The 22,119-nt window shown below is 70.8% G+C and carries 18 protein-coding genes; 4 read left to right on the top strand and 14 right to left on the bottom strand.

Features of this window, described 5'->3' with window-relative positions:
* Nucleotides 1–427: 427 nt before the first annotated feature.
* Entirely contained in the window at nt 428–1,135 is a 708-nt protein-coding gene (locus LDL49_RS40380; protein ID WP_225299694.1) for a thioredoxin-like domain-containing protein, read from the bottom strand.
* A gap of 121 nt (nt 1,136–1,256) precedes the next feature.
* On the opposite strand from LDL49_RS40380, the gene LDL49_RS40375 reads away from it, so the two are divergent.
* Entirely contained in the window at nt 1,257–1,910 is a 654-nt protein-coding gene (locus LDL49_RS40375; protein WP_225299692.1) for a DUF305 domain-containing protein, read from the top strand.
* A gap of 168 nt (nt 1,911–2,078) precedes the next feature.
* A complete protein-coding gene (locus LDL49_RS40370; RefSeq protein ID WP_225299690.1) occupies nt 2,079–3,551 on the top strand; it encodes a phytoene desaturase family protein in 1,473 nt (490 codons plus the stop codon).
* Between the two features lie 85 nt (nt 3,552–3,636).
* Here the strand turns inward: LDL49_RS40370 and LDL49_RS40365 are convergent, their stop codons facing one another.
* The 5 genes from LDL49_RS40365 to LDL49_RS40345 all read right to left on the bottom strand — a co-directional run bounded on the left by LDL49_RS40365 (nt 3,637) and on the right by LDL49_RS40345 (nt 10,522).
* Complete coding sequence (locus LDL49_RS40365; RefSeq protein WP_225299688.1) at nt 3,637–4,683, bottom strand: threonine aldolase family protein; 1,047 nt, start codon at nt 4,681–4,683, stop codon at nt 3,637–3,639.
* Nucleotides 4,680–5,309: an SDR family NAD(P)-dependent oxidoreductase gene (locus LDL49_RS40360; protein ID WP_225299687.1), complete on the bottom strand. Its 630-nt coding sequence runs from the start codon at nt 5,307–5,309 to the stop codon at nt 4,680–4,682. Before LDL49_RS40360 ends, LDL49_RS40365 begins: the two co-directional genes overlap by 4 nt.
* The gene (locus tag LDL49_RS40355; RefSeq protein WP_225299684.1) at nt 5,306–7,408 is read right to left on the bottom strand and encodes a DUF6421 family protein; all 2,103 of its coding nucleotides are present in this window, start codon (nt 7,406–7,408) and stop codon (nt 5,306–5,308) included. Before LDL49_RS40355 ends, LDL49_RS40360 begins: the two co-directional genes overlap by 4 nt.
* A gap of 88 nt (nt 7,409–7,496) precedes the next feature.
* A complete protein-coding gene (locus LDL49_RS40350) occupies nt 7,497–9,011 on the bottom strand; it encodes a serine/threonine protein kinase (RefSeq protein WP_225299683.1) in 1,515 nt (504 codons plus the stop codon).
* Nucleotides 9,011–10,522 (bottom strand): hypothetical protein, encoded by a 1,512-nt coding sequence (locus LDL49_RS40345; RefSeq protein WP_225299681.1) that lies wholly within the window; start codon nt 10,520–10,522, stop codon nt 9,011–9,013. The genes LDL49_RS40350 and LDL49_RS40345 overlap by 1 nt, the downstream gene beginning before the upstream one ends.
* Before the next feature lie 106 nt (nt 10,523–10,628).
* Between LDL49_RS40345 and LDL49_RS40340 the strand changes: the two genes are divergently transcribed.
* Entirely contained in the window at nt 10,629–12,632 is a 2,004-nt protein-coding gene (locus tag LDL49_RS40340; protein ID WP_225299679.1) for a hydantoinase/oxoprolinase family protein, read from the top strand.
* The gene (locus LDL49_RS40335; RefSeq protein ID WP_225299676.1) at nt 12,625–14,361 is read left to right on the top strand and encodes a hydantoinase B/oxoprolinase family protein; all 1,737 of its coding nucleotides are present in this window, start codon (nt 12,625–12,627) and stop codon (nt 14,359–14,361) included. Before LDL49_RS40340 ends, LDL49_RS40335 begins: the two co-directional genes overlap by 8 nt.
* Here the strand turns inward: LDL49_RS40335 and LDL49_RS40330 are convergent, their stop codons facing one another.
* From LDL49_RS40330 to LDL49_RS40295, 8 genes are all read right to left on the bottom strand, one after another.
* Entirely contained in the window at nt 14,362–15,018 is a 657-nt protein-coding gene (locus LDL49_RS40330; RefSeq protein WP_225299674.1) for an adenosylcobinamide amidohydrolase, read from the bottom strand.
* Entirely contained in the window at nt 15,015–15,818 is an 804-nt protein-coding gene (locus LDL49_RS40325; RefSeq protein WP_225299672.1) for an ABC transporter ATP-binding protein, read from the bottom strand. The genes LDL49_RS40330 and LDL49_RS40325 overlap by 4 nt, the downstream gene beginning before the upstream one ends.
* Nucleotides 15,815–16,813, bottom strand: a complete 999-nt coding sequence (locus tag LDL49_RS40320) for a FecCD family ABC transporter permease (RefSeq protein ID WP_225299866.1) — start codon at nt 16,811–16,813, stop codon at nt 15,815–15,817. Before LDL49_RS40320 ends, LDL49_RS40325 begins: the two co-directional genes overlap by 4 nt.
* A gap of 11 nt (nt 16,814–16,824) precedes the next feature.
* Entirely contained in the window at nt 16,825–17,784 is a 960-nt protein-coding gene (locus LDL49_RS40315) for an ABC transporter substrate-binding protein (protein ID WP_225299670.1), read from the bottom strand.
* Nucleotides 17,785–17,984: 200 nt separating this feature from the next.
* Nucleotides 17,985–18,848 carry a Gfo/Idh/MocA family protein gene (locus LDL49_RS40310; protein ID WP_225299668.1) on the bottom strand — a complete coding sequence of 288 codons (864 nt, stop codon included), beginning with the start codon at nt 18,846–18,848 and terminating at the stop codon, nt 17,985–17,987.
* A 228-nt stretch (nt 18,849–19,076) separates the two neighbouring features.
* Nucleotides 19,077–19,892 carry an SDR family NAD(P)-dependent oxidoreductase gene (locus LDL49_RS40305; RefSeq protein ID WP_225299666.1) on the bottom strand — a complete coding sequence of 272 codons (816 nt, stop codon included), beginning with the start codon at nt 19,890–19,892 and terminating at the stop codon, nt 19,077–19,079.
* Complete coding sequence (locus LDL49_RS40300) at nt 19,889–21,151, bottom strand: cytochrome P450 (protein WP_225299664.1); 1,263 nt, start codon at nt 21,149–21,151, stop codon at nt 19,889–19,891. Before LDL49_RS40300 ends, LDL49_RS40305 begins: the two co-directional genes overlap by 4 nt.
* The gene (locus tag LDL49_RS40295; RefSeq protein ID WP_225299662.1) at nt 21,148–22,104 is read right to left on the bottom strand and encodes a phosphotriesterase family protein; all 957 of its coding nucleotides are present in this window, start codon (nt 22,102–22,104) and stop codon (nt 21,148–21,150) included. Before LDL49_RS40295 ends, LDL49_RS40300 begins: the two co-directional genes overlap by 4 nt.
* Nucleotides 22,105–22,119: the final 15 nt, after the last annotated feature.

The raw sequence follows: 22,119 nt of genomic DNA, 5'->3' as shown, positions 1-22,119 counted from the left end.
GGCGAAGGCTTCCAGCAGATTCGCGTGAGATGAACATCGGGCTGTGAGCGGACCACTCAGAGCACGTGCGCCAGCCGCTGCTCCATGCCCGCGCGAGTGACGAACGACCTCCACCGTGGGCCGGCATCTCCTCGCCCTTGGCGATGATCCGCGTGAGAAGGTCCGGCAGGACAAGGGGCGTGAGGCCGAGCCCACCGCAGTGATGCGACATCACATGGCCGGGCAACGCCAACGGTGAGACGTCTGCCGCCCGTCTGCGAGGGGATCGCGGCCGGGGGCGGCGGGAGCCGGCAGGCCCCGCTGAAAGGCGGAGCCCCCGAGAAAGCAGCCTGAGCGAAAAGCGAAGACCATGCCTTTTCGGGGGTCGAAGGGGGCGGAGGCCCCTGGGAGGCGCCGCCCGAGCGCTAGGGAGGCCCGAGCTTGGGGGTTACTTGTTGGTCGGGCTCGGGCTGATCATTTCCGTGGGGGGCTGGCTGGCCTGGCCCTTGGGCTCCGGGGGGAGGGGGGCCTGGTCCGCCGTCGTGGTGATGGCGTCGGGGCCGCCGCAGATGGCGCCGGCTTCAGGGGTGTCCGGGCCGTTCTGGTACTTCTTGATGAACGCCGCGAGCTTCGGGTCGTCGGCCTTGTCGAGCTTCAGCTGGTGGCCCCACGACGATGCCACGACCGGAGCGGGCAGGTTCGGGTAGGGGCTGACCAGCATGTAGTCCTGCTGACCCGTCGAGGTGGCCGTCTTCTTCAGCGCGTCGACCTGCGCCTTAGGCAGGTCGGGACGGTACGTGATCCACAGGGCGCCGTGCTCCAGCGAGTGGACGGCGTGCTCGTTGTGGATCGGCTTGTCGTAGACCGCGCACTGCTGCCAGTAGTTGTTGTGCTGGCCGCCGACCGGCGGGGTCTCCTTGTACGTGACCGCGTTCCAGACGTGCTGGCCCGCCTCGTACTTGTAGTTGGCCACGTCCCCCAATGACGTCTCTTTGGCCTGCTTGACCAAGTAGAAACCGACCACTCCGACGAGCAGCACGATGACGAGTCCGCCTGCCCCCCACATCAACAGCGCGGCGCGGCGCTCCTTGCTCTTCTGCTGCGCTCGCATCTTCTGCAGATGCTCGCGCCGCGCCTGCGCCTTCTCCTTCGTCATCGTTCCTCCATCGGAATGCCAACTCCGGGTCACCCTATGCCCTAGGTCAGTATGCGGAGAATAAGAGCGTCCTAAGTGTCCGGGCACGCCTCGGCGATGAGATGGGTACGCTGGACGAGCCATGGAAAAGCCCGCCAAGAACTCACTGCTCATCGCCTGCGCCGTGCTCGTCCTCGCCGCAGCGGTGATCTTCCTCGTATGGGGTCGGAGCGGCACTCCCGGCGACGCCTCGGCGGAGGCCGGGTTCGCTCGCGACATGGCCACGCATCACGCGCAGGCCGTCGACATGTCGTTCACGATCAGGGACAAGACGCAGTCCAAGGACATCAGAAACCTGGCCTACGACATCATCACCACCCAGTCCAACCAGCGGGGCATGTTCCAGGGGTGGTTGCAGCAGTGGGAGCTCGACCAGGCCACCGATCGCCGGCCGATGGCCTGGATGGCCGGGCACGGCCACGGCGGGTCGGGCACGGCGGCCTCCCCCGCGGCCGTTCCCGTGGGCGGGGCGATGCCGGGCATGGCCTCGCCGGACCAGCTGACCAAGCTCAAGGAGCTGCAGGGCACGGCGGCCGAGGTGCTCTACCTGCAGCTGATGATCCGCCACCACGAGGGCGGCGTGCAGATGGCCGAGGGTCTGCTGAGGCTGTCCACGCGGGACGAGGTGGTCGGCATGGCGCAGAAGATCGTCACCGGGCAGACCGGCGAGATCAAGCTCATGACCGAGATGCTCAAGCAGCGCGGCGCGCAGCCGTACCCGACGATCCTGAAGTAAGCGCGCGAGGTCTCGGGGAATGGGCGGGCGCTCAAGTGAGCGCGCGGCATCTCGGGGAATGAGCCGGATGAGGCGGCCCTCAAGTGAGCGCGCGGCGTCACGGGGGATGAGCCGGATGAGGCGGGCCTGAAGTGAGCGCGCGGCGTCACGGATTGAGGCGGGGTTGAGGTGAGTGCCGACGCCGTTGTGGTGGGGTCCGGGCCCAACGGGCTGGTCGCCGCCATTCTGCTGGCTCAGGCCGGGCGTGAGGTGCTGCTGCTGGAGGCGGGCGATCAGTTCGGCGGGGGGCTGCGGTCGGCGGAGGTGACGCTGCCTGGGCGGGTGCATGATCTGGGTGCGACCGTGATGGCCATGGCGTTGGCCTCTCCTGCTTTCAGGGAGCTCGGCGTCAATGGATCCGGCCCCAAAGAGCCCGGTCTCCATGGGGTCGAGTCCTGTCCGGTCGAGTCCCGTCCGGTCGAGTTCGGTTTGGTCGAGTTCGTGCATCCCGCTGTCGTGGCCGCTCATCCGCTCGACGATCGCCCCGCCGTGCTCGTGCACCGTGATGCCCGCCGTACCGCGGCCGGTTTGGGGCGGGATGCGGCGGTGTGGGAGCGGACGGTGGGGGCGGCGGCGCGGGCCGGGTTGCCGCTGGTCGATCTGCTGCTCAAGCCGCTCGGGCCCTGGGAGCCGCAGCCGCGGGTGTTCGCGCAGGCGGCCGGGTTCGGGGTGGCGGCGGCGTTGCCGGCCACAACGCTCGGCCGGCGGGCGTTCCGGACCGTCGAGGGGCGGGCGGTGCTCGCGGGCATGGCCGCCCACTCGATGCTCGACCTGCGCTCGCCCATGACCAGCGGGTACGGCCTGCTCCTGGCGGCCCTGGCGCACCTGGTGGGGTGGCCGGTGGTGAAGGGCGGGTCGCAGGTCCTGGCCGACGCCCTGGTCGCCAGGCTCAGGGCGCTGGGCGGGGAGGCGGTCAGCGGGCATCGGGTACGTCATCTGCGGGAGCTGGACGCCGAGACGGTGGTGCTCGACGTGACCCCCCGGCAGTTCCTGACGATGGCCGAGCTGCCGGCCGGGTATCGCAGGGGGCTGGAGCGCTATCGGTACGGGCCGGGGGTGTTCAAGCTGGACTGGGCGCTCGACGGGCCCGTGCCGTGGCGGGATCCGGCGGTGGCGGCGGCCGGGACGGTGCACCTCGGGGGCACACTGGAGGAGATCGCGCTCAGCGAGGCCGAGATGGCTCACGGACGGCACTCGCCGCGGCCGTACGTGCTGCTCGTGCAGCCGTACGCGGCCGACGACAGCCGTGGCGGCCACACGTTGTGGGCCTACTGTCATGTGCCGAACGGGTCCCGGGTCGACATGACGGACGCCATCGAGGGGCAGATCGAACGGTTCGCGCCGGGGTTCCGCGACCGGGTGCTGGCCAGGCACGCGATGGGGCCCGCCGAGCTGGAGGCGGCCAACCCCAATCTGGTGGGCGGCGACATCGGGGGCGGGCTGGCGAGCCTGGGGCAGTTCGTCAGGCGGCCGGTGTGGTCGGCGGCGCCCTGGCGGACGCCGCTGCCGGGGGTGTTCCTCTGCTCGGCGGCCACGCCACCCGGGGCGGCCGTGCACGGCATGGGCGGCTGGCAGGCCGCCCGCCTCGCGATCACCGGCTGAGAGTCGCCTCGTGCTCAACCTCTGAGAGCCCCGAGAGCCCCAAAGCCCTCAGAACCCTAAGAGCCGTGCGAGCGCAAAGAAGGAGTCAGCCCATCTCCTCCCGGATCGCGGCCGCGAACGCGTCCACGTCCGCTTCCGTGGTGTCGAAGGCGCACATCCACCGCACCTCCCCCGTCGCCTCGTTCCACGTGTAGAACCGGAACCGCTTCTGCAGCCGCTCCGTCACCTCACGCGGCAGCACCGCGAACACCGCGTTCGCCTCCACCGGGCGCGGCACCTCGACGCCGGGTATGTCGCGGACCGCCGCTGCCAGCCGCCGTCCCATGGCGTTGGCCTGGCGGGCGTTGCGCAGCCACAGGTCGCCGGAGAGCAGCGCCTCGAACTGCGCGGACACGAACCGCATCTTCGACGACAGCTGCATGAACGTCTTGCGGATGTAGTCGATGCCGCTGGCCGCCTCGGGGTTGAGCACCACGACCGCCTCGCCGTACAGCAGGCCGATCTTGGTGCCGCCGAAGGAGAGGACGTCGACGCCCGCGTCGGTGGTCAGCGCCCGCAGCGGGACGTCGAGGGCGGCGGCGGCGTTCGTGAGGCGGGAGCCGTCGAGGTGGACGAGGAGGCCGCGCTCGTGCGCGTGGGCGCAGACGGCCGCGATCTCCTCGGGGGTGTAGAGGGTGCCGAGTTCGGTGGTGTTGGAGATGGACACGACGCGGGGCTGGGCGCGGTGGACGTCGCCGAAGCCCCAGGCCTGGCGGTCGATCAGCTCGGGGGTGAGCTTGCCGTCCGGCGTGGGTACGGTCAGCAGCTTGATGCCGCCCACGACCTCCGGCGCGCCGCCCTCGTCGGTGTGGATGTGGGCGGTCTCGGCGCAGATGACCGCCTCCCACTGGGCGGTCATGGCACGGAGCGAGACGACGTTCGCGGCGGTGCCGTTGAACACCGGCCAGACCTGGGCCCGCACGCCGAAGTGCCGCTGGAAGACGCTCAGCAGGGCCTCGGTGTAGACGTCGTCACCGTAGGCGATCTGGTGGCCGCCGTTGGCCTCGGCGATGGCGCGCAGGATCTCCGGGTGTACCCCCGCGTAGTTGTCGCTGGCGAAGCTCTTGAGCTGCGGGTCGTGCCGGGGAATCACTGAGTGAGGTCCAATCTGGTGCCGTTGAGCCGCTCGGCGGGCCGGTCGTAGAGGTCGCCGATCGCCTCTGCCAGCGTATTGACGTCGGTGAAGCCGGTGAAACGGGCGTCCGGCTTGGCGGCGCGCATGGCGTCGTTCACCAGGGCCTTGACGACCAGGATGACCGCCGCGCTGCCGGTGTCCTTCAGGGAGTCGGCCAGGGCCAGGGTCCACGCCTCCGCGGCCGCCTTGGCGGCGGCGTAGGGGGCGCCGCCCGCCGTGGGGTGCTGGGCCGCCTGGGCGGAGACGATCACGAAACGGCCGTTCCGGCTCTTGCGCAGCAGCGGCTCGAAGGCCAGTGAGACGTGCTGGAGCGTGCGGATCAGCAGGTCGTGCAGGGCGTCCCAGTCGTCGAGGCTGGTCTCGGCGAACGACTTGGCGCCGCGCCAGCCGCCGACCAGGTGCACCACCCCGTCGACGTGGCCGTGCTCGGCGGAGATCCGGTCCGCGAGCGCTTGTACGGCCGCGCGGTCGAGAAGGTCGACGTCGTCCCTGCCAACCCCGAGCACAGTGTGCCCATTTTTGCGGAAAAATCCGGAAACGGCCTGGCCGGTGGGACCGCCGGCACCCGTAACCAGAATGATCATGCCCGGATCCCCCTAGTCGATTCGACCACTTCGGCCAGCTTACGGCGCAGCGCCTCGTAGAACATGCTCAGCGGGAACTCGTCCGGCAGCACCGCGTCCACCTTGGCCTTCTGCTCCTCCGGCAGCGCCTGGATCCCCTTGGCCCACGTCGATCCGGGGCTCGGCTCGACGTACCCGCTCACCAGCTCGTACGCGGCCAGCCAGTGCGCCAGCTTGGACCGGTCGATGCTGTCGCGGTACAGCTTCTCGACCTCACCTCGCAGATCGGCAACACCGCCCGCCACGCGCTCCCAGTCGACCGTGAGCCGGTTGTCGGTCCACCGCACCACGTCGTTGCGGTGCAGGTACGCGAAGAGCAGCTGCCCGCCGAGCCCGTCGTAGTTGCGCACCCGGTCACCGGTGATCGGGAAGCGGAACAGCCGGTCGAACAGGATGGCGTGCTGGACGTACCGGGCGTGCGGCACGCCCTTCTCCTCCAGCCGGACGGCCTCGCCGAACGCCGTCAGGTCGCAGCGCAGCTCTTCGAGCGAGTAGAGCCAGTACGGCATGCGCTGCTTGATCATGAACGGGTCGAACGGCAGGTCACCGTGGCTGTGGGTACGGTCGTGGATCAGGTCCCACATGACGAAGGTGTCCTGGGCCAGCCGCTGCGACTCCAGCAGCCTGGCCGCGTCCGGCGGCAGGTCGAGCTTGAGCGTCGCCGTGGCGGCCGTGGCGACCCGCCGGAACCTGGCGGCCTCACGGTCGGCGAAGATGCCGCCCCAGGTGAACCGCTCGGGCGCCTGACGTACGGCGACGGTCTCCGGGAAGAGCACGGCCGAGTGGGTGTCGTAGCCGGAGGTGAAGTCCTCGAAGGCGATCGGCACGAACATCGGGTTGTCGTAGCCGGACGACTCCAGCTCGGCCAGCCAGTCCGGCCAGATCGTACGGAGCCAGACGGCCTCCAGGGTGCGGTTCGGGTTGCCGTTCTGGGTGTACATGGGGAACACGACGAGGTGCTCCAGGCCGTCCACCCGCTGGGTGTCGGGGTGGAACAGCTCCAGGGAGTCGAGGAAGTCCGGTACGCCCAGGTCTTGGGCGCTCCACTTGGCCAGGTCGGCGCGGACGGCGGCCAGGTAGGCGGCGTCCTGCGGGAAATATGGCGATATTTCGGCAAGCTGGCTGTCGATCGTGGCCACCAGCGCCTTCGCGTGCGGCTTGTCGGCGGGCACCGAGCCGTCCTTGACCTGGAGCGGGCGGAGCTCCTCGACCGTCGCCTTGAGGGCGGCGAACAGGGCCGCCTTCCGCTCGTCGCGGGAGCCGGCGGCGCCGTCGTCCGGCACGCGGGCCGCCCAGGTGACCACGTTCCCCCACAGGGTGCGGTGGTCGTAGTCCTCGATCGAGTCGTCGCCGAACAGGTCCGAGTCGGCGAACACCACGACCCGGCCGCGCCCGTGCCGCACCACCACGGCCAGCGGCGCCCCCGCCGGATCCGCGCTCCCCGAACTGGCGAACAGCACGGTCGCGTCCACCGGCGGACGCGCACCTGCCGCCGTCGCGTCCACCGGCGAGTCCGCAAGGGTCAGCGCGCCGGAGCGGTAGAAGCAGGCGGCCTTGACCCCGGCCAGCAGCCCGTCACTCGTGGCCCGCTCGCCGAGCACCCAGGTGGCCACCCCCCGGTGAGCGTGCCCGGGATCCCGCACCGTGGCGTGCGTCACGCCCACCCCGAACCGGCCCAGCAACTCCGCCAGGTTGTTGCCGTACTTGTCCTGCTCCTCCTCCGCCAGCACCACCAGCCCGCCGCCACCGGCGACGAACGCCTCCACGGCGTCGAGCTCGGCGGCGGAGAACACCGGGCTGCCCTGGCCCGTGGTGCGCTCCCACCGCTCCCCCGACGGATGCGCGATGACCAGCACGTCCTGTTCCTGGAGCGTTCCCGCGTCCAGCGATCCGGTCAGCCGGGCCGTCACCGTGTGCCCCAGACGCCGCAGCAGCTCGGCCGCGCGGGCATAGCTGTTGTCGTCGGGGTGGGCCGGGTTGATGGCCTCGGCGACGTCACGCCGGATGGTCCACGACTCGCTGTGGGCCTCGTCGAACAGCACCCTGGGGAACGCCTGCATGAAATATCTCCCGCGATAGGCATCTTCTAGCGGAAAATATACATATAAGGACGCCCAAAACCGACAAACACGTCCGCATGGTGAGATGTCAGGAGAGGTGGACGCTCTGCCTGACGCGGCCCTCGGTGGCGTCGTCGCACCGGTTCTTGGCGCAGAAGTACAGCACCAGCAGCGGCTTGGGCCGCCGGTCGATGACGTAGCTGACGAAGCCGAGCCGGTTGCCGCTGTTGCGGTCGCGCAGGGAGCCGTCGTACCGGGTGGCGTCGCTGTCGCCCGCCCGGTCGGGTACGGGCTGGTCCACCACGATCTCGCCGGGCAGCAGCCCTTCGAGCATGGCCTTCATCTGGGCGGCGGTCGCGCTCGCGCTGAGCGCGTCGGAGACTTGCACGTACACGCCCACGGCGTTGTCGGCGTCACCGGTGATGACCTCGTTCACCGTGGTCCAGTCCGCGGCCGCGCCGGAGACGAACATCGACTCGAACTCCGCGGCGTGCGGCGAGGCCACCACGAACAGGTCGCCGTGCGTCCTGACGGTCCAGTCGGCCGGGTACTCGAAGGTGAGCGGCGCGGCGGTGGTGCTCTGGTAGCGGGCCCAGGAGTCGCCCTTCTGGGTCATGACGAGCAGCACGACCAGGGACAGCGCCGCGATGGCCGCGATCACCGTGGCCACCACGAGCGGCAGCTTGCTCGGGCCGGAGGTGGCGGAGGCCGCCTTCTGGCGCCGGCGTACGGCCGACGCCTGCGTGGGCGGCGCCCCGGCGGGCTGGCCGCTGATCGCGTCGCGCAGCGCGGTCACGAACGCGGTGCACGACGGGTAGCGCTGCTCGGGCGACTTGGCCAGCGCCCGCATCATCACGCCGTCGACCTCGGGCGGCAGCTCCGGCCTGACCTGCGACAGCGGCGTGGGCTGCTCGGCCAGGTGCGCCCAGAGCAGCGCGATGTCGTTGTCACGCGGGAACGGCAGCCGCCCCGACAGCGCCTCGTAGGCGACGCAGGCCAGCGCGTACTGGTCGCACCGCCCGTCGATGTGCTCCTTGTTGATCTGCTCGGGCGCCATGTAGCGGGGCGTCCCGATGAACTGGTCGGTCTGGGTCAGCCCGGAGATGGACGTGCGGTGCTTGGTGATGCCGAAGTCGGTCAGGTAGACGTGATCCCCGGCCAGCAGGATGTTGGCCGGTTTCACGTCACGGTGGATCAGGTCGTGCGCGTGCGCGGCGTCGAGCGCGGCGGCCACCTGGGCGATGATCTGGTTCGCCTGCGCGATCGGCAGCGCTCCCCGGTCGTAGATGAGGCGGCGCAGGTCGAGGCCGTCGACGTAGCGCATGGCGATATAGAGCACGCCGTCGGCGTCGGCGTTCGCCTCGTAGATCGGGATGATGTTGGGGTGCTCGATGCTGGCGACCGTCCGGGACTCCAGGATGAAGCGCTGCCTGAACCGGTCGTCGACGCTGAGCACCGGGTTCAGGATCTTCAACGCCACCCGCCGGCTCAGCCTCGGATCGAGCGCCAGGTAGACGACGGCCATGCCGCCCTTGCCCACGATGTCCTCGATGTAGTAACCGGCCACCTCCTGGCCCACGAGCGATCTGTCGTTCACGGGCATCACGTCTCGATGGGGTGGCCGCAGTAGCCGCAGAAGCGGTGGGCGGCCCCCAGCCGCATTCCGCACGCGGTGCAGTATTTGACCGACGGCTGGTCCTGCGCGGTGAGCACCTGCTGTTGCTGCGGGATCACCTGGAAGGGCTGCGACCGGCGGACCACGACGGTCTGGTTCGCGCCCTCGTCGAGCGGCGCCGGCGGTGAGGTCGGCGCCGACGACCCCGCCGCGGCCGCCGCCGCCGCGACCAGCGGTGGTGGCTGGTCCGGCTGGTCGTCAGGAGTACGGCGGCGCCGCCACAGCAGGTACGCCCCGGCGCCCGCGGCCACGAACAGCACCCCGGCGGCGACGATGAACGGCCACAGCGGCATGGTCCTCGGCGCCGGTGCCACGGCCTGCTTGCTGCCCGCGTCCTCCGGGCCGCCCCGCTTCTGCAGGGAGGTCTGCAACAGCGTGGCCGCCACCACGTTGCCCGGATAGAGCTCCAGCACGCGCTGGAAGCCCGGCGCGGCCTCGGTGTAGTACTTGGTGTGGTAGCGGGTCAGCGCCGCCTCGAAGGCGGCGTCGATGGCGCCACGGCGCGGCGCCACCCCGGCCTTGGCCAGCGCGGCCAGGATCTCCCTGACGCCGATCATCCTGGCTTCCTTGCCGCCGCCGATCAGCATGCCGATGACGTGGCCGTCCTTGTCGCCGATGACCGGCGCGCCGAGCAGGCCGCGATCGACCAGGGCGCCGAGCTTCACGGGCTCGTCGACCTTTTTCTCCGGGTCGGCGAAGCTCCGGCCGGCGTCCTGCCCGCCGCCGCCTTTACCCAGGTGCGCGATCTCCACCGTCTCCTTGACGTTCGCACCGGGCCGGTCGGTGAACCCGGCCACGTTGGTGGGCGAGCCCTGCTGGTCGGGCACCTTGTCGGCGAGGGGCGCGGTGGGCATGCCGACGCTGCCGACGGCCCGGCCCGTGGGGATCAGGACGGCGGGACTGTCGGGCAGCGGGCCGGTCTTGACGATGTCGGCCTTGATGCCCTTGGGGTCAGCCGGGGAGACGTTCGGAAATATCGTGACGTTGGTGGTGACGTTGATGATGCAGGTCGACACGTTGGTCTTGGGCGGGTAGCACTCTTTCAAGTGGTGCTCGAGCAGGTCGTCCTTGACCTTGTGCCGCTCGAAGTCGGCTGGGATGTTCACCTTGTGGTGCTCGGCGAAGATCTTGTTGGCCGCGTAGACCGCCACGTCCTTGTCGGTCTTGACCACGCGGGTGAGGGTGACGATGGCGCCCTCGGGGTTGACCACGATGCCCGTTCCCACACCTAAGGGGACATCGTAGGACCGTTCCACATGCATCAGCTCGCCTATGTGATCGAGCAGAGTGATCTCGACGTGAGAGGAGGCTTCCACGCGGACCACGGCCGGGGTGACGAGGTCGGTGATACCGCTGGGGTGCTCGTGCGCCGCCGCGGGCAGGGCGAGCAGGACGAGTGTCGCCGCGACACCCCCGGCAAGAGCTGTGAGACGTGCCATCTCCGCTCCAATTTCGCAGTTATCGAAATAAGGGTCTCAATCACCTGCCGGAAGTCAATAGACGCGTTCATAGACAAGCGCTTGCTTGGACGTCTACGGTACCGGAATGGGCTACGCGATCGGCATCGACGTAGGCGGTACCTTCACCGACGTGGTCCTGCGCGGTCATGTGGGCGAGGTAACGGTAGCCAAGTGTTTGAGCACCCCCTACGACCCCATCGCCGGAATTACGGACGGTGTTACACGCGTGCTCACCGGCGTGGACCCCGCACTGGTCACCCGGGTCGTGCACGCCACCACCCTGGCCACCAACGCCGTGCTCGAACGCAAGGGCGTGCGGGTGGCCTACGTCACCACCCAGGGCTTCCGCTCGGTCGTCCCTCTGGGCCGGTACGCCCGGGTCGAGGAGGACCGCTACGACCTGCGCTTCACCCCGCCGCCCCCGCCGGTGGCCGCGGGCGACTGCTTCGAGGTGGTGGAGCGGGTGTCGGCGCGCGGGGCCGTACTGACGCCCCTCGATCTTGATTCGGTACGGCAAGTGGCGGCGGAGATCGCGCGGCGGGGCATCACGTCGGCGGCGGTGTGCCTGCTGCACTCCTACGCCAACCCCGGCCATGAGCGGCAGGTGGCCGCGATCCTTCGCGAGTCGGTCGAGAACGTGGTCGTCTCGTCCGAGGTGTGGCCGGAGATCCGCGAGTACGAGCGGGCCACGACGACCATCATGTCCGCCTATATCGGACCGATCATGGCCTCGTACCTCTCCAGGCTGCGCGACCAGCTGGCCTCGCTGGGCGTGCGGGCGCCCGTCCACGTGATGGAGTCGAGCGGCGGCGTGATCTCCGCCGAGCTGGCCGCCCGGCGGGCGGTCGCCATGATCGAGTCCGGCCCGGCGGCCGGGGTGCTCGCGGCGGCGGGCAGCGGGTTCGCGAACGTCATCTCCTTCGACATGGGCGGGACGACGGCCAAGACCTGTGTGGTGCGTGACGGGCGGCCGGAGATCACGCACGAGTTCCACGTCGGCGGCAAGGGCAGCTTCGGCGGGCGGCGGGCCGGGACCGGGGTGCCGATCAAGACCCCGGCCATCGACCTGGCGGAGGTGGGCGCGGGCGGCGGCAGCATCGCCTGGCTCGACGCCGCCGGAGCGCTGCGCGTCGGCCCGCACTCGGCCGGCTCCGATCCGGGGCCCGCCTGCTACGGCTTGGGCGGCTCCGAGCCGACGGTCACGGACGCGAACCTGGTGCTCGGCTACCTGACGTCGGCGTCGATCCCGCTGTCCGCGCCGCTCGCCGACAAGGCGCTGGAGCGGCTGGCCGGGCCGCTCGGGGTGTCCAGGGCGGCGGCGGCGCACGCCGTGCACGAGATCGTCAGCGCCTCCATGGCCTCGGCCGTGCACGTGGTGACCGTGCAGCGGGGCATCGATCCGCGCGGGTACGCGCTGGTGGCCTTCGGCGGGGCGGGGCCGATGCACGCGGCGCGGGTGGCGGAGCGGTTCGGGATCGGGACCGTGGTGGTGCCCGCCCACTGCGGCGTCGCGTCGGCGGCCGGGCTGCTGGTGGGCGACCTGTCGACGGACCGGGTGCTGTCGCGGCTGGACGCCGGGGATCCCTCGGAGGTGTTCGACTCGCTGGCCGCGGCGGCGGCGGCCGATCTCGGGGTGTCGCCGGCCGATTCGGGGGTGCGGGTCTCACGGTCGGTGGACGTGCGGTTCCTTGGGCAGTCGCATGATCTGACCATGCCGTGGAGCTCGTCGCGTATGGAGCTGGAGGCGCGGTTCTTCGACCGGTACGAGCGGGTCTACGGGATCTCGCAGCGGGGCGAGGTGGAGATCGTCAGCTACCGGGTCCGCGTCACCCTGCCCGCCGTCCGGGTCCCGGAGATCGCTGCCGACGTCCCCGAAGGTTCCTCGGAGCCTGTCGGCGTGCGGTCCGCGTACTTCGCCGAGGTGGGCGGGTATGCCGAGGTGCCGGTGCACACCCGCGACACGCTGGTGGTCCTGCCCGGCCCGGGGATCATCGAGGACGCCGAGTCCACGATCGTGGTGCCGCCCGGCTGGACCGCCACGCTGGGCCCGGCGCGGGCCGTACACCTGAAGGGGGAGCCGCATGAGTGACGTGCTGACCGCCGAGGTGTTGCGGAACGCGCTGGTGGTCGCCGCCGAGGAGGCCAGCATCGTCGTCGTGCGGTCGGCGTACTCGACGTTCATCGTCGAGGGGTCCGACGCGTCCGCCGCCGTCCTGGACGCGCGCGGGCGGCTGATCGCGCACTCCATGGCCACCACGCTCATGAACAGCATGGCGCTCAAGGTCGCCCTGCCGGAGCTCGTCCGGGACGTGCCGCTGGAGATGATGCGTCCCGGTGACGTGTACGTGCTCAACGACGCCTACCGGGGCGGCGTGCACACCAACGACCTGCTCGTCTACCGGCCCGTCTTCGTCGAGGACCGGCCCGCGTACTTCGCCGCGACCATGATCCACGTGTCGGATCTGGGCGGGCTGTCCGCCGGGGGCATGGCGCCGCTGGCCACCGACATCTTCCTCGAAGGGCTCCAGCTGCCTCCCGTACGGCTGGCCACCGCCGCCGGTCTGGAACCGGCCGTGGAGGCCATCCTGCGGGCCAACAGCCGTACGCCGGACAAGGTCATGGGCGATGTGCGGGCACTCGTCGCGGGTACCGCCGTGGCGGCCGCGCGGGTCGGCACGCTGGTGGCGGAGTACGGCGCGGCGGGGCTGGCGAGCGGGATCGACGACTACCTCGACTACACGGAGGCCAGGACGCGGACCGCGCTGGCCGACCTCCCCGAGGGCCGCTTCGAGGCGTCGTACCCGATCGACGACGACGGAATAAGTCCCGAAAAATCGCATGATGTCCGGGTGGCCATCACCCTGGAACGCCACTCCTCCGCCGGCGGGGGCATCGAGCCTCGGGCGTCGGAGACGCGGGCCGTGGTGGATGCCGGACCACCGGAGATGCGGGCCGTGGTCGACTTCGCCGGGACCGGGGCGCAGGTGCCGGCGGCGATCAACGCGTCCGCGTCCCAGTCGCTGGCCGCCGCCGTGTTCGCGGTGCGCTGCTTCCTCGATCCGACGATCCCCATGAACGACGGCTGCCTGCGCGCGATCGAGGTACGGCTGCCGGAGGGCTCGCTGCTCAACGCCCGCTCCCCCTACCCGTGCGGCGGACGGTACGTGCCGATCTACGCGGCCATGGAGGCCATCTTCCAGGCGCTGTCGGACGCCGTCCCGGAGCGGGCCATCGCGCCCAGCGGCATCCTCCAGCCGTTCTCGATCGCGGCCGTCGGGGCGCCGTACTGGATCCACCTGTCGTACGACTTCGGCGGCGTCGGCGCGCGGCAGGGGCTCGACGGGCCGGACGCGACAGGCGTGCACTTCGGCATCGGCCGCAACTCGGTGCCGCAGACCGAACCGGTCGAGAGCCGCTGCCCGCTGATCGTGGAGTCGATCGAGACCATCCCCGACTCCGGCGGCCCCGGACGGCATCGCGGCGGGCTGGGCTCGCGGACCGTGTACCGGTTCCTGGCGGACTGCCACGTCACCACGCGCGGCGACCGGCTGCGCCTGGCGCCGCCGGGCCGCGACGGCGGGCTGCCGGGACGGGTCGGCGGCTTCTTCAAGCGCCACCTGGACGGGACGGTCGAGCGGCTGGCGTCGAAGGTGAACAACGTGCGGTTCGCCGCGGGTGAGGCGTTCGTGGTGGAGACGACAGGCGGGGGTGGAATGGGCTCCCCGTACGAGCGGGACCGCGAAGCCGTACTCGCCGACCTCGACGCCGGCCGCGTCACGGAACGCGGCGCCCAGGAGGACTACGGCCTCACCCGCTAGCTAGCTCCGGGGCCGCCAGGAGGCCGCGCCCTGGTGGACGGCGGAGTGGGCGGCGCGGGCCAGGCGGGCGCCCCAGGTCGAGCGCGGGCCGCCGAAGAGCTCCTGCGGCCCGTCAGCGCGTACGGCCAGGCACAGGGCGTCCGAGGCGGTGCCGGTGCACGGGAAGCCCGCCTCGATCAGCGCCTGCGACTTGGCCTCCGTCATTGTCATCACGGCGTTGACCAGGGCGGCGTCGGTCATCGCGACCGGCACCACGGCCATCAGGTTGATCGTCCCCACGGGCGGCGCGGGGGTGCTGAGCATCGGGGCGAGTTCCGGGTCGGTGGCGCCCTCCGGGGCGGCCGCCCAGGTGGGGACGCGTAACCCGACCGTCGCCACGACCTCCGCACCGCCGTCCACCGCCCGCGCGTAGCGCTCCACCGAGGCCGCGGTCATCATCCCCACCCCGCTGCCGTCAGGCCCGAGGTCGAGCAGGTGCTCGACCGGGTCCATCCGCGAGTAGCCCGCCACGACCTGCGCGTTCAGCACCCACGTACGCTCCCCGATCCCCCCGCCCAGCAGCGCCGACGAGATCATCCGCCACCCCGGCCCGAACTCCCACAGCAGCGACCCGAGCCGCGCCCCGTCCTCGACCCGATACGTCAGCTCGACTTTCACGAGACTCCTCTGATCAGGTGCACGACGGGCCGCCCTCCGGGACCCGGCGCGATCTCCACCCGGGCGTCGAAGTGGGTGCCGACCAGCGCCTCCGTGAGCACCTGGCCCGGCTGCCCGGCGGCGACGGCCCGGCCGCCGGCGAGCAGGAGGAGCCGGTCGGCGTACTGGCCGGCGAGGGTCAGGTCGTGCAGCGTCGTCACCACGGTCAGCTCGTCGGCGATCCTGAGCCGGTCGACCAGCTCCAGCACCTGCTGCTGGTGCCCGAGGTCGAGGGCGGTCGTGGGCTCGTCGAGCAGAAGCGCGGGCGCCTCCTGGGCCAGCGCCCTGGCCAGGACCACCCGCTGCCGCTCGCCGCCGGACAGCTCCCCCAGCCGGCGTCCGGCGAACTCGGTGAGGTCGAGACGTTCGAGCACGGACCCGGTGACCTCCTTGTCGCGGCGGCTCTCGGTGCCGAGGTAGGAAATGTACGGGGTGCGGCCGAGGAGGGCGTAGTCGTACACGGTCATGTCGGGCGGCAGCGAAGGCGTCTGGGGGGCGTAGGCGACCAGCCTGGCCCGGTCCCTCGGCCTCAGGGTGCTCGCGGCCCGGCCGCCGACGGTGACGTCGCCCCGGTGGCCGACGACGCCCATGACGGCCTTGAGCAGGGTGGACTTTCCGGCGCCGTTCGGGCCGATGATCGCCAGCCATTCGCCGCGCCGTACCGAGAGGTCGACGTCGGTGAGCACCTCACGTTCGCCGAGCCGTACGGACAGGGCGCTCGTCTCGATCATCTGGGCCGGCCGGGCCGTGTCGGCGGTCATGTGGCGGTCTGCCGGGTCATGCGCAGGACGGCCACGAAGAACGGCGCGCCGACGAACATGGTGACCACCCCGATGGGCAGCTCGGCGGGAGCGATGACGGTGCGCGCGACCAGGTCGGCGAGCACGAGGAAGGCGGCGCCGCCGATCAGCGACAGCGGCAGCACGACCCGGTAGGAGCCGCCCGCCAGCCGCCTGACCACATGCGGGATGACGATGCCGACGAACCCGATGAGCCCGCTCACCGCCACGGCCGCCGCGGTGGCCAGGGAGGCGGCGAGCAGGACCGCCAGGCGTACCCGCCCGGCCCGGACACCGAGGCTGGTGGCCTCCTCGTCCCCCACCGAGAGCACGTCCAGCATCCGCCCGTGCGCGAGCAGCAGCCCCGCCGAGACGGCGGCGTACGGCAGGACCAGCCAGAACTGGTCCCAGCCGCCGCCCACGTCGCCCAGGATCCAGGAGTAGATGCGCTGCAGCTCCTCGACCTTGAACTGCTGGATGAACGTCTGGATCGCGGTGAGGAACGAGGTGACCGCCACCCCGGAGAGCACCAGCGTGGCCGTGCCGCCCGACCGCCCGGCGGTGTTGCCGAGCACGTACGCGAGGAACACCCCGCCGACCGCCCCCGCGAAGGCGGCCACCGGGATGCCGACGACGGGGGTCGGCACGAGCACGATGACCACGGTGGTGGTCAGCCCGGCTCCGGCCGCGGCGCCCAGCAGGTACGGGTCGGCCAGCGGGTTCCGGAACACCCCCTGGTAGCCGGCCCCCGCGATGGCCAGCAGGCCGCCGACCACGGCCGCCACCAGCACCCTGGGCAGCCGCAGCTCGAACAGCAGCCCCTGCTCCACGGGGGCCAGCCCCGAGTCCACGTGTACGTACGGCAGCCAGTCGAGCGCCTGGAGCACCACCTGCCACGGGGAGATGTCGGCGGCCCCGCCGAGCAGCCCGGCGACCATGGAGACGGCGAGCACGGCCAGCGCGCCCGCCATCCGCATCGGTCTGGACCTCACTGGCGGGTGGCCGCCTTGCCGACGGCGTCGCTGATGGTCTGCGCCAGGTCGACGACCCGCGGGCCCCAGCGCGAGGCGATGTCGTCGTCGAGCTGGATCACCTGGTCACCCTTGACGGCCGACAGTCCCTTCCAGCCGGGGCGCTTGGCCAGCGTGTCCTTGCTCTGCTGGCAGCACTTCACGTCCGCCAGGAAGATCAGGTCGGGGTCGGCCTGGGCGACGAACTCCGCCGACAGCTTGGGGTAGCCGCCCGCCGGGTCCGGCGCCTTGTCGGCGATGTTGGTGAGGCCGAACATGGCATAGATCTGCCCGATGAACGTACTGGACGTCGCCGCGTAAGGGGTCTGGTCGAGCTCGTGGTAGTAGGTGAGCTTCTTGTCCTTGGGGGCGTTCGCCGAGAGCTTGTCCAGGGCTGTCTTCATGCCGGTCACGACTTGTCCGGCCTTTTCGGTGTTGCCGGTGGTGGCACCGAGGTCGGCGATCTCGTCGTACGCCTCGTCGAGCTTGGTGGCGGCAGGCTCCAGCAGGACCGGCACGTTCACCTTGCCGAGCTCGGCGACGATCTTGTCGATGTCGTTGGAGACGATGACCAGGTCGGGCTTCTGGGCGACGATGGCCTCGACGTTCGGCTTGAAGCCGGACAGGTCGGTCTTGGGGACGCCGGCCGGGTAGTTGGACTGGTCGTCCACCGCGATGACCTGGGGGCCCGCGCCGATGGCGAAGAGCGTCTCGGTGTGGCTGGCGGAGAGCGAGACGATCCGCTCCGGCCTCTTGGCGATGGTGACCTTGCCGTTGCCCGCCTCGACCGTCACGGGGAAGGCGGCGGAGCTGGTCGAACCGGTGGAGCCGGTGGGGCTCGCGGGTGACGGGGTGGTGGTAGTGCTGTTCTGACCACATCCGGCCAGAACGAGCGTTCCCAGCAGCGCGCCCGCGAAGGCCGTGCGTACGGGCCTCACGAGAAGTCCTTTCACACTGTCGGAACCGAGAGACCCGCTTGAGAGCGACGGATCACCCTTTTCCACGAGGGTTGATGACGTCAGCGCGGAGGCAGGCGACCTGGCTATGACAGTTGCGGGACAGCGCCGGACTCGCACCGGACTTCGCTGCAACTCTGCGCGTCGGACAGACGCTATCAATGCGCCAGACGGGCGCTAAGTCAAGGGGTGCCCAATTGGGCCTCCGCCTCGGCGATGATCTGCTGCAACCTGAGCCCGTGGGCCGCGTCCAGCGGGTGACCGCCGCCCTGGCGTACGGTCCGCGCGAACTCCTCGGCGATGGTCTCGAACGGATCGTCGTCGCCATCGGGCAGCAGCGTCGCGCTGCCCGTCCTGCCGTACACCGCGACGCTGGCCGGCGGCAGGTCGCCGGCGGCCGCCATGCACAGCGACGCCTCGCTGGCCGCACCGCCCTCATGATCGAGCAGCAGTCCGGTCCAGCCGAGCGGATCGCCGTGCGCGCGCACGCCGGTCACCCGGCCGAGGGCCGCGTCGAGCAGATCGACCACGTGCGGCCCGACGTCGAGGAGCGCCCCGCGCTCCAGCCGCCACGGGGTGCCGAACGGGTGGCCGCCCAGCAGGACATCGGAGATGTTCGCGGCGTGACCGCCGAACGCCTCGATGTCGGCGCAGCGCGCCAGAAACGCCCTGACCTGCTTGGTATAACGCATGGTGAGAACCATCTGGGAGGCCACACCGGCCTCCCGTACGGCGTCGGCGAGCCGCCGCGCGTTCTCCAGCGAGTCGGCGAGCGGCTTCTCCAGCAGCAACGCCTTCCCGGCCCGCGCCGCACGCACCCCTAATTCGGCCTGTACGCCCGGCGGCACGCAGAACGCGACGGCCTCGCACGCGTCGAACAACTCCTCGACCCGCTCGAACACCGGCGCCCCCAGCCCGGCGGCGGCCTCCGGACGCCGGGCCCATACCCCGGCGAAACGGAGATGCGGGCTGTTGACCAGCATCGGCGCATGCGCCCGCGCCGCCCACGGTCCCGCCCCGACCAACCCGACCGACACCGGCTCCATTCATCCCCCTTGATCCGCCACAACCCTAATGCGGCGCCCACGAATGTTCTCCGGGCATCCGCTCCCCCGAGGGGGTCCGTCCACAGGGACCCCCAGCCACGACAGACCATCCTCCCCCGGAGGAGGTTGTCCCTCCATGGGGACCTTTGCCACGACCGACCGTCACAGGGATCAAGACGGTCATGTGACGAACCACCCCGAGGAACCCCGGTGGTCACCTCCCCCGAGTCACCCCGCCGCGTCGCGCCACTGGCGCAGGGCGTGCTCTGGGCGGTGGGCCACCGTGCCGGAGTCGATGACGATCGTCTGTCCCGTGATGCACCGCGACTCACCCGAGGCGAGGAAGGCGACGAGGTCGGCCACGTCGTCCGGAGTACAGGCCCAGGGCAGCAGCCGCTCGGCCGCCTTGTCGGCCAGCCGCTCCCGGCCGAGGGCCTGCGCGGCCGCGTCGGTCAGGACCAGCGCGGGGGCGACGGCGTTGCAGCGGATGCCGCGCGAGCCGTACTTGGTGGCCACGTACCGCACGAAACCGGTCAGCGCCGCCTTGGAGGTGCCGTACGCGACATGCGCAACGTCGCCCAGCAGGCCCGAGACCGATGAGGTGACGACGAAGGCGCCGCCGTCGGCCATCGCGGGGGCAGCGTGCTTGACCATGAGCAGGCAGCCGCGCAGGTTCACCGCCATCGTGCGGTCCCAGACGGCGACGTCGAGGTCCTCGAGGTCTTGATCGCGGCCGTAGGTGCCGGGGTCGAGCGCGGCCGCGTTGGAGTGAACGACGTCCAGGCGGCCGAACGACGCGAGCAGGTCGGCGACCGCCCCGGCCACCTGCTTCTCGTCCGACACGTCACAGACGAGCGCCGTGGCCGTGCCGCCCTTGGCGCGGATGGCGGTGGCGACCGACTTGGCGCCCGCCGCGCGTACGTCCAGGACGCCCACGCAGGCGCCCTCGGCGGCCAGACGCGACGCGCACGCCGCACCGATGCCCGACCCCGCGCCCGTCACCAGGGCCACCCGCCCATCGAACCGGCCCAGCGCCCCACTCACCACGTCACCCGCAGGGCCGTCAGCCCCCGGCCGACGATGGACTTGCGGTAGACGATGGGCTCGTCGGCGAGCCTTAGGGTGGGCAGGCGGCGGCCGAGCACGTCAAGGGCGGTGCGGAGTTGTAGCCGGCCGAGCGCGGCGCCCACGCAGAAGTGGATGCCGTAGCCGAAGACCATGTGGGCGTCGGCGTTGGGCCGGTCGATGACGAACCGGTCCGGGTCCGGGAAGACGGTCTCGTCGTGGGCGGCGGAGTCGGTGGAGAGCAGTACCAGCGACTTTTCCGGAATTATCACGTCGTGTAGCGAAATATCGGTGGTGGCGTACCGGAACGACCCGAGGGAGGCGCCGTCGATGCGCATGCACTCCTCCACCGCGTTCTGGATCAGCGGCGGCGCGACCGGCCAGGCGTCCTCGCGCAGCAGCCGCAGGACGCTGTTGGCGAGCTGGTTCGGGACGGTGTCGTTGCCGCCGAGCAGGATCGTGGAGATCAGCTCCACCACCTCGCGGTGGCTGAGCTCGGAGCCGATCAGCGAGGTCATGAGCGAGGTGAAGTCATCGCGCGGCTCCTTGGCCCGGGAAGCGACCAGCCGATCCACGTAATCCAGATACGTCAGGAAACTGTCGGCCAGTTCGAGCTGGCGGTCGGGCGGCTGCGGCGACAGGAAGAGCTGGAACCAGTCCTTCACATGCGCCTGTACGAACGCCTCGTCCGACTCGGGCACCCCGATGAACCGGGCGGTCAGCTTGATCGACGGTTCGTGCCCGATCTCGGACACGAAGTCGGCCTCGCCCCTGGGCGCCACGCTGTCCAGCAGGTCCTCGTTGAGCCGCCGGAAATGCTGCTCCATGGCCGAGACCGCCCGTGGCGTGAACGCCTTCGACACCGAACGCCGCAGCCTGGTGTGGTCGGGCGGATCGACGTTCGCCACGAAGCTGGACAGGAACGACCCGTGCTCGCCCAGCCTGTCGCGCGTCTCGCGGGTGAGGCTGCGGGAGATGGTCAGCGAGCCCTCCGAGGAGAACCGCCTCGGGTCGCCGTACGCCGCGCGCACGTCGGCGTGCCGGGTCAGCACGTAGGCGCCGAGATGCTCGCTGCGGAACACCGGCCGCTCCCGGCGCAGCCTGCCGAGGAACGCGTACGGCGAGGCGACGTGCCAGTCCGAGCCGACGTCGAAGTCCTCGATCGCGTCCTCGGTGACGTCCTCGGTCGCGGCGTCGATCGTGCCGTCGGTCCTGCCGTCGGTCGTGCCCTCGATCATGCGAAGATCCTCCGGGGGTTGTCGACGAGCATCTGGTGGATCTGGTCCTCGGTGACGCCCCTCTTGCGCAGCTCGGGCAGGACGTCGCGGGAGATGTGCAGGAGGTGGTAGTTCGGGTGGCGCTGCCGTACGACCTCGGCGTCGAACCGATCGTTGAAGCAGTACGAGTCGTGACTTAGCACCATTTGGTCGGCGTGGCCGCGCGCGCACATCGTCGCCACGATCGACACCCGGTCCTCGAACGGCGAGAGTGTCTCGATGCCGAAGCGGTCCATGCCGAGGTAGGAGCCGTTCGCGGCCAGTTCCTCCAGGTAGGCGACGTCGGTCGAGTCGCCCGCGTGGCCGATGACGACCCTGGTGAGGTCGACGCCGAGCTCGCCGAGCAGCCGCTGCTGCTCCAGTCCGCCCCGGGAGGCGCTGTGGGAGTGGGTGGTGATGGGCACGCCCGTCTCCAGGTGTGCCTCGGCGACCGCCCGGAACACCCGTTCGGTCCCCTTGGTCATGCCGAGATGGTCGGTGGCGCATTTGAGCATGCCCGCCTTGACCCCGGTCCGGCCGATGCCCTGAACGATGTCCCGTACGAAGAACTCCGCCAGCCGATCAGGCCCGCCGAACAGCGAGCCGGGGCCCCGGTTGCCGAAGTACGGAGGGAGGGCGTCGTAGGTGTAGAGACCGGTGGCGGCGACGATGTTCACGCTGGTCAGCTCGGCCACCCGCTGGACGGCGGGGACGTACCTGCCGAGCCCGATGACCGTCAGGTCCACGATCGTGTCGATGCCCTCGGCCCGGAGGTCGTCCAGTTTGGCCGCCGCCTCCCTCGCCCGCCGCTCGAGGTCCCACCCTTCCGGGATGTCCGGCCAGTTCCAGAGAATCTCCGGACTGAGCCCGAACACGTGCTCGTGCATGAGCGTGGCGCCTAGATCGCCGACCGGCCCTCTTACCGTCTCAGGCATGGGCGTCTTCTCTCA

Origin of the sequence: Nonomuraea aurantiaca (assembly GCF_020215705.1) — a bacterium.
Classification (GTDB): Bacteria; Actinomycetota; Actinomycetes; order Streptosporangiales; family Streptosporangiaceae; genus Nonomuraea; species Nonomuraea aurantiaca.
This window is presented reverse-complemented; position numbering and strand designations above follow the sequence as displayed.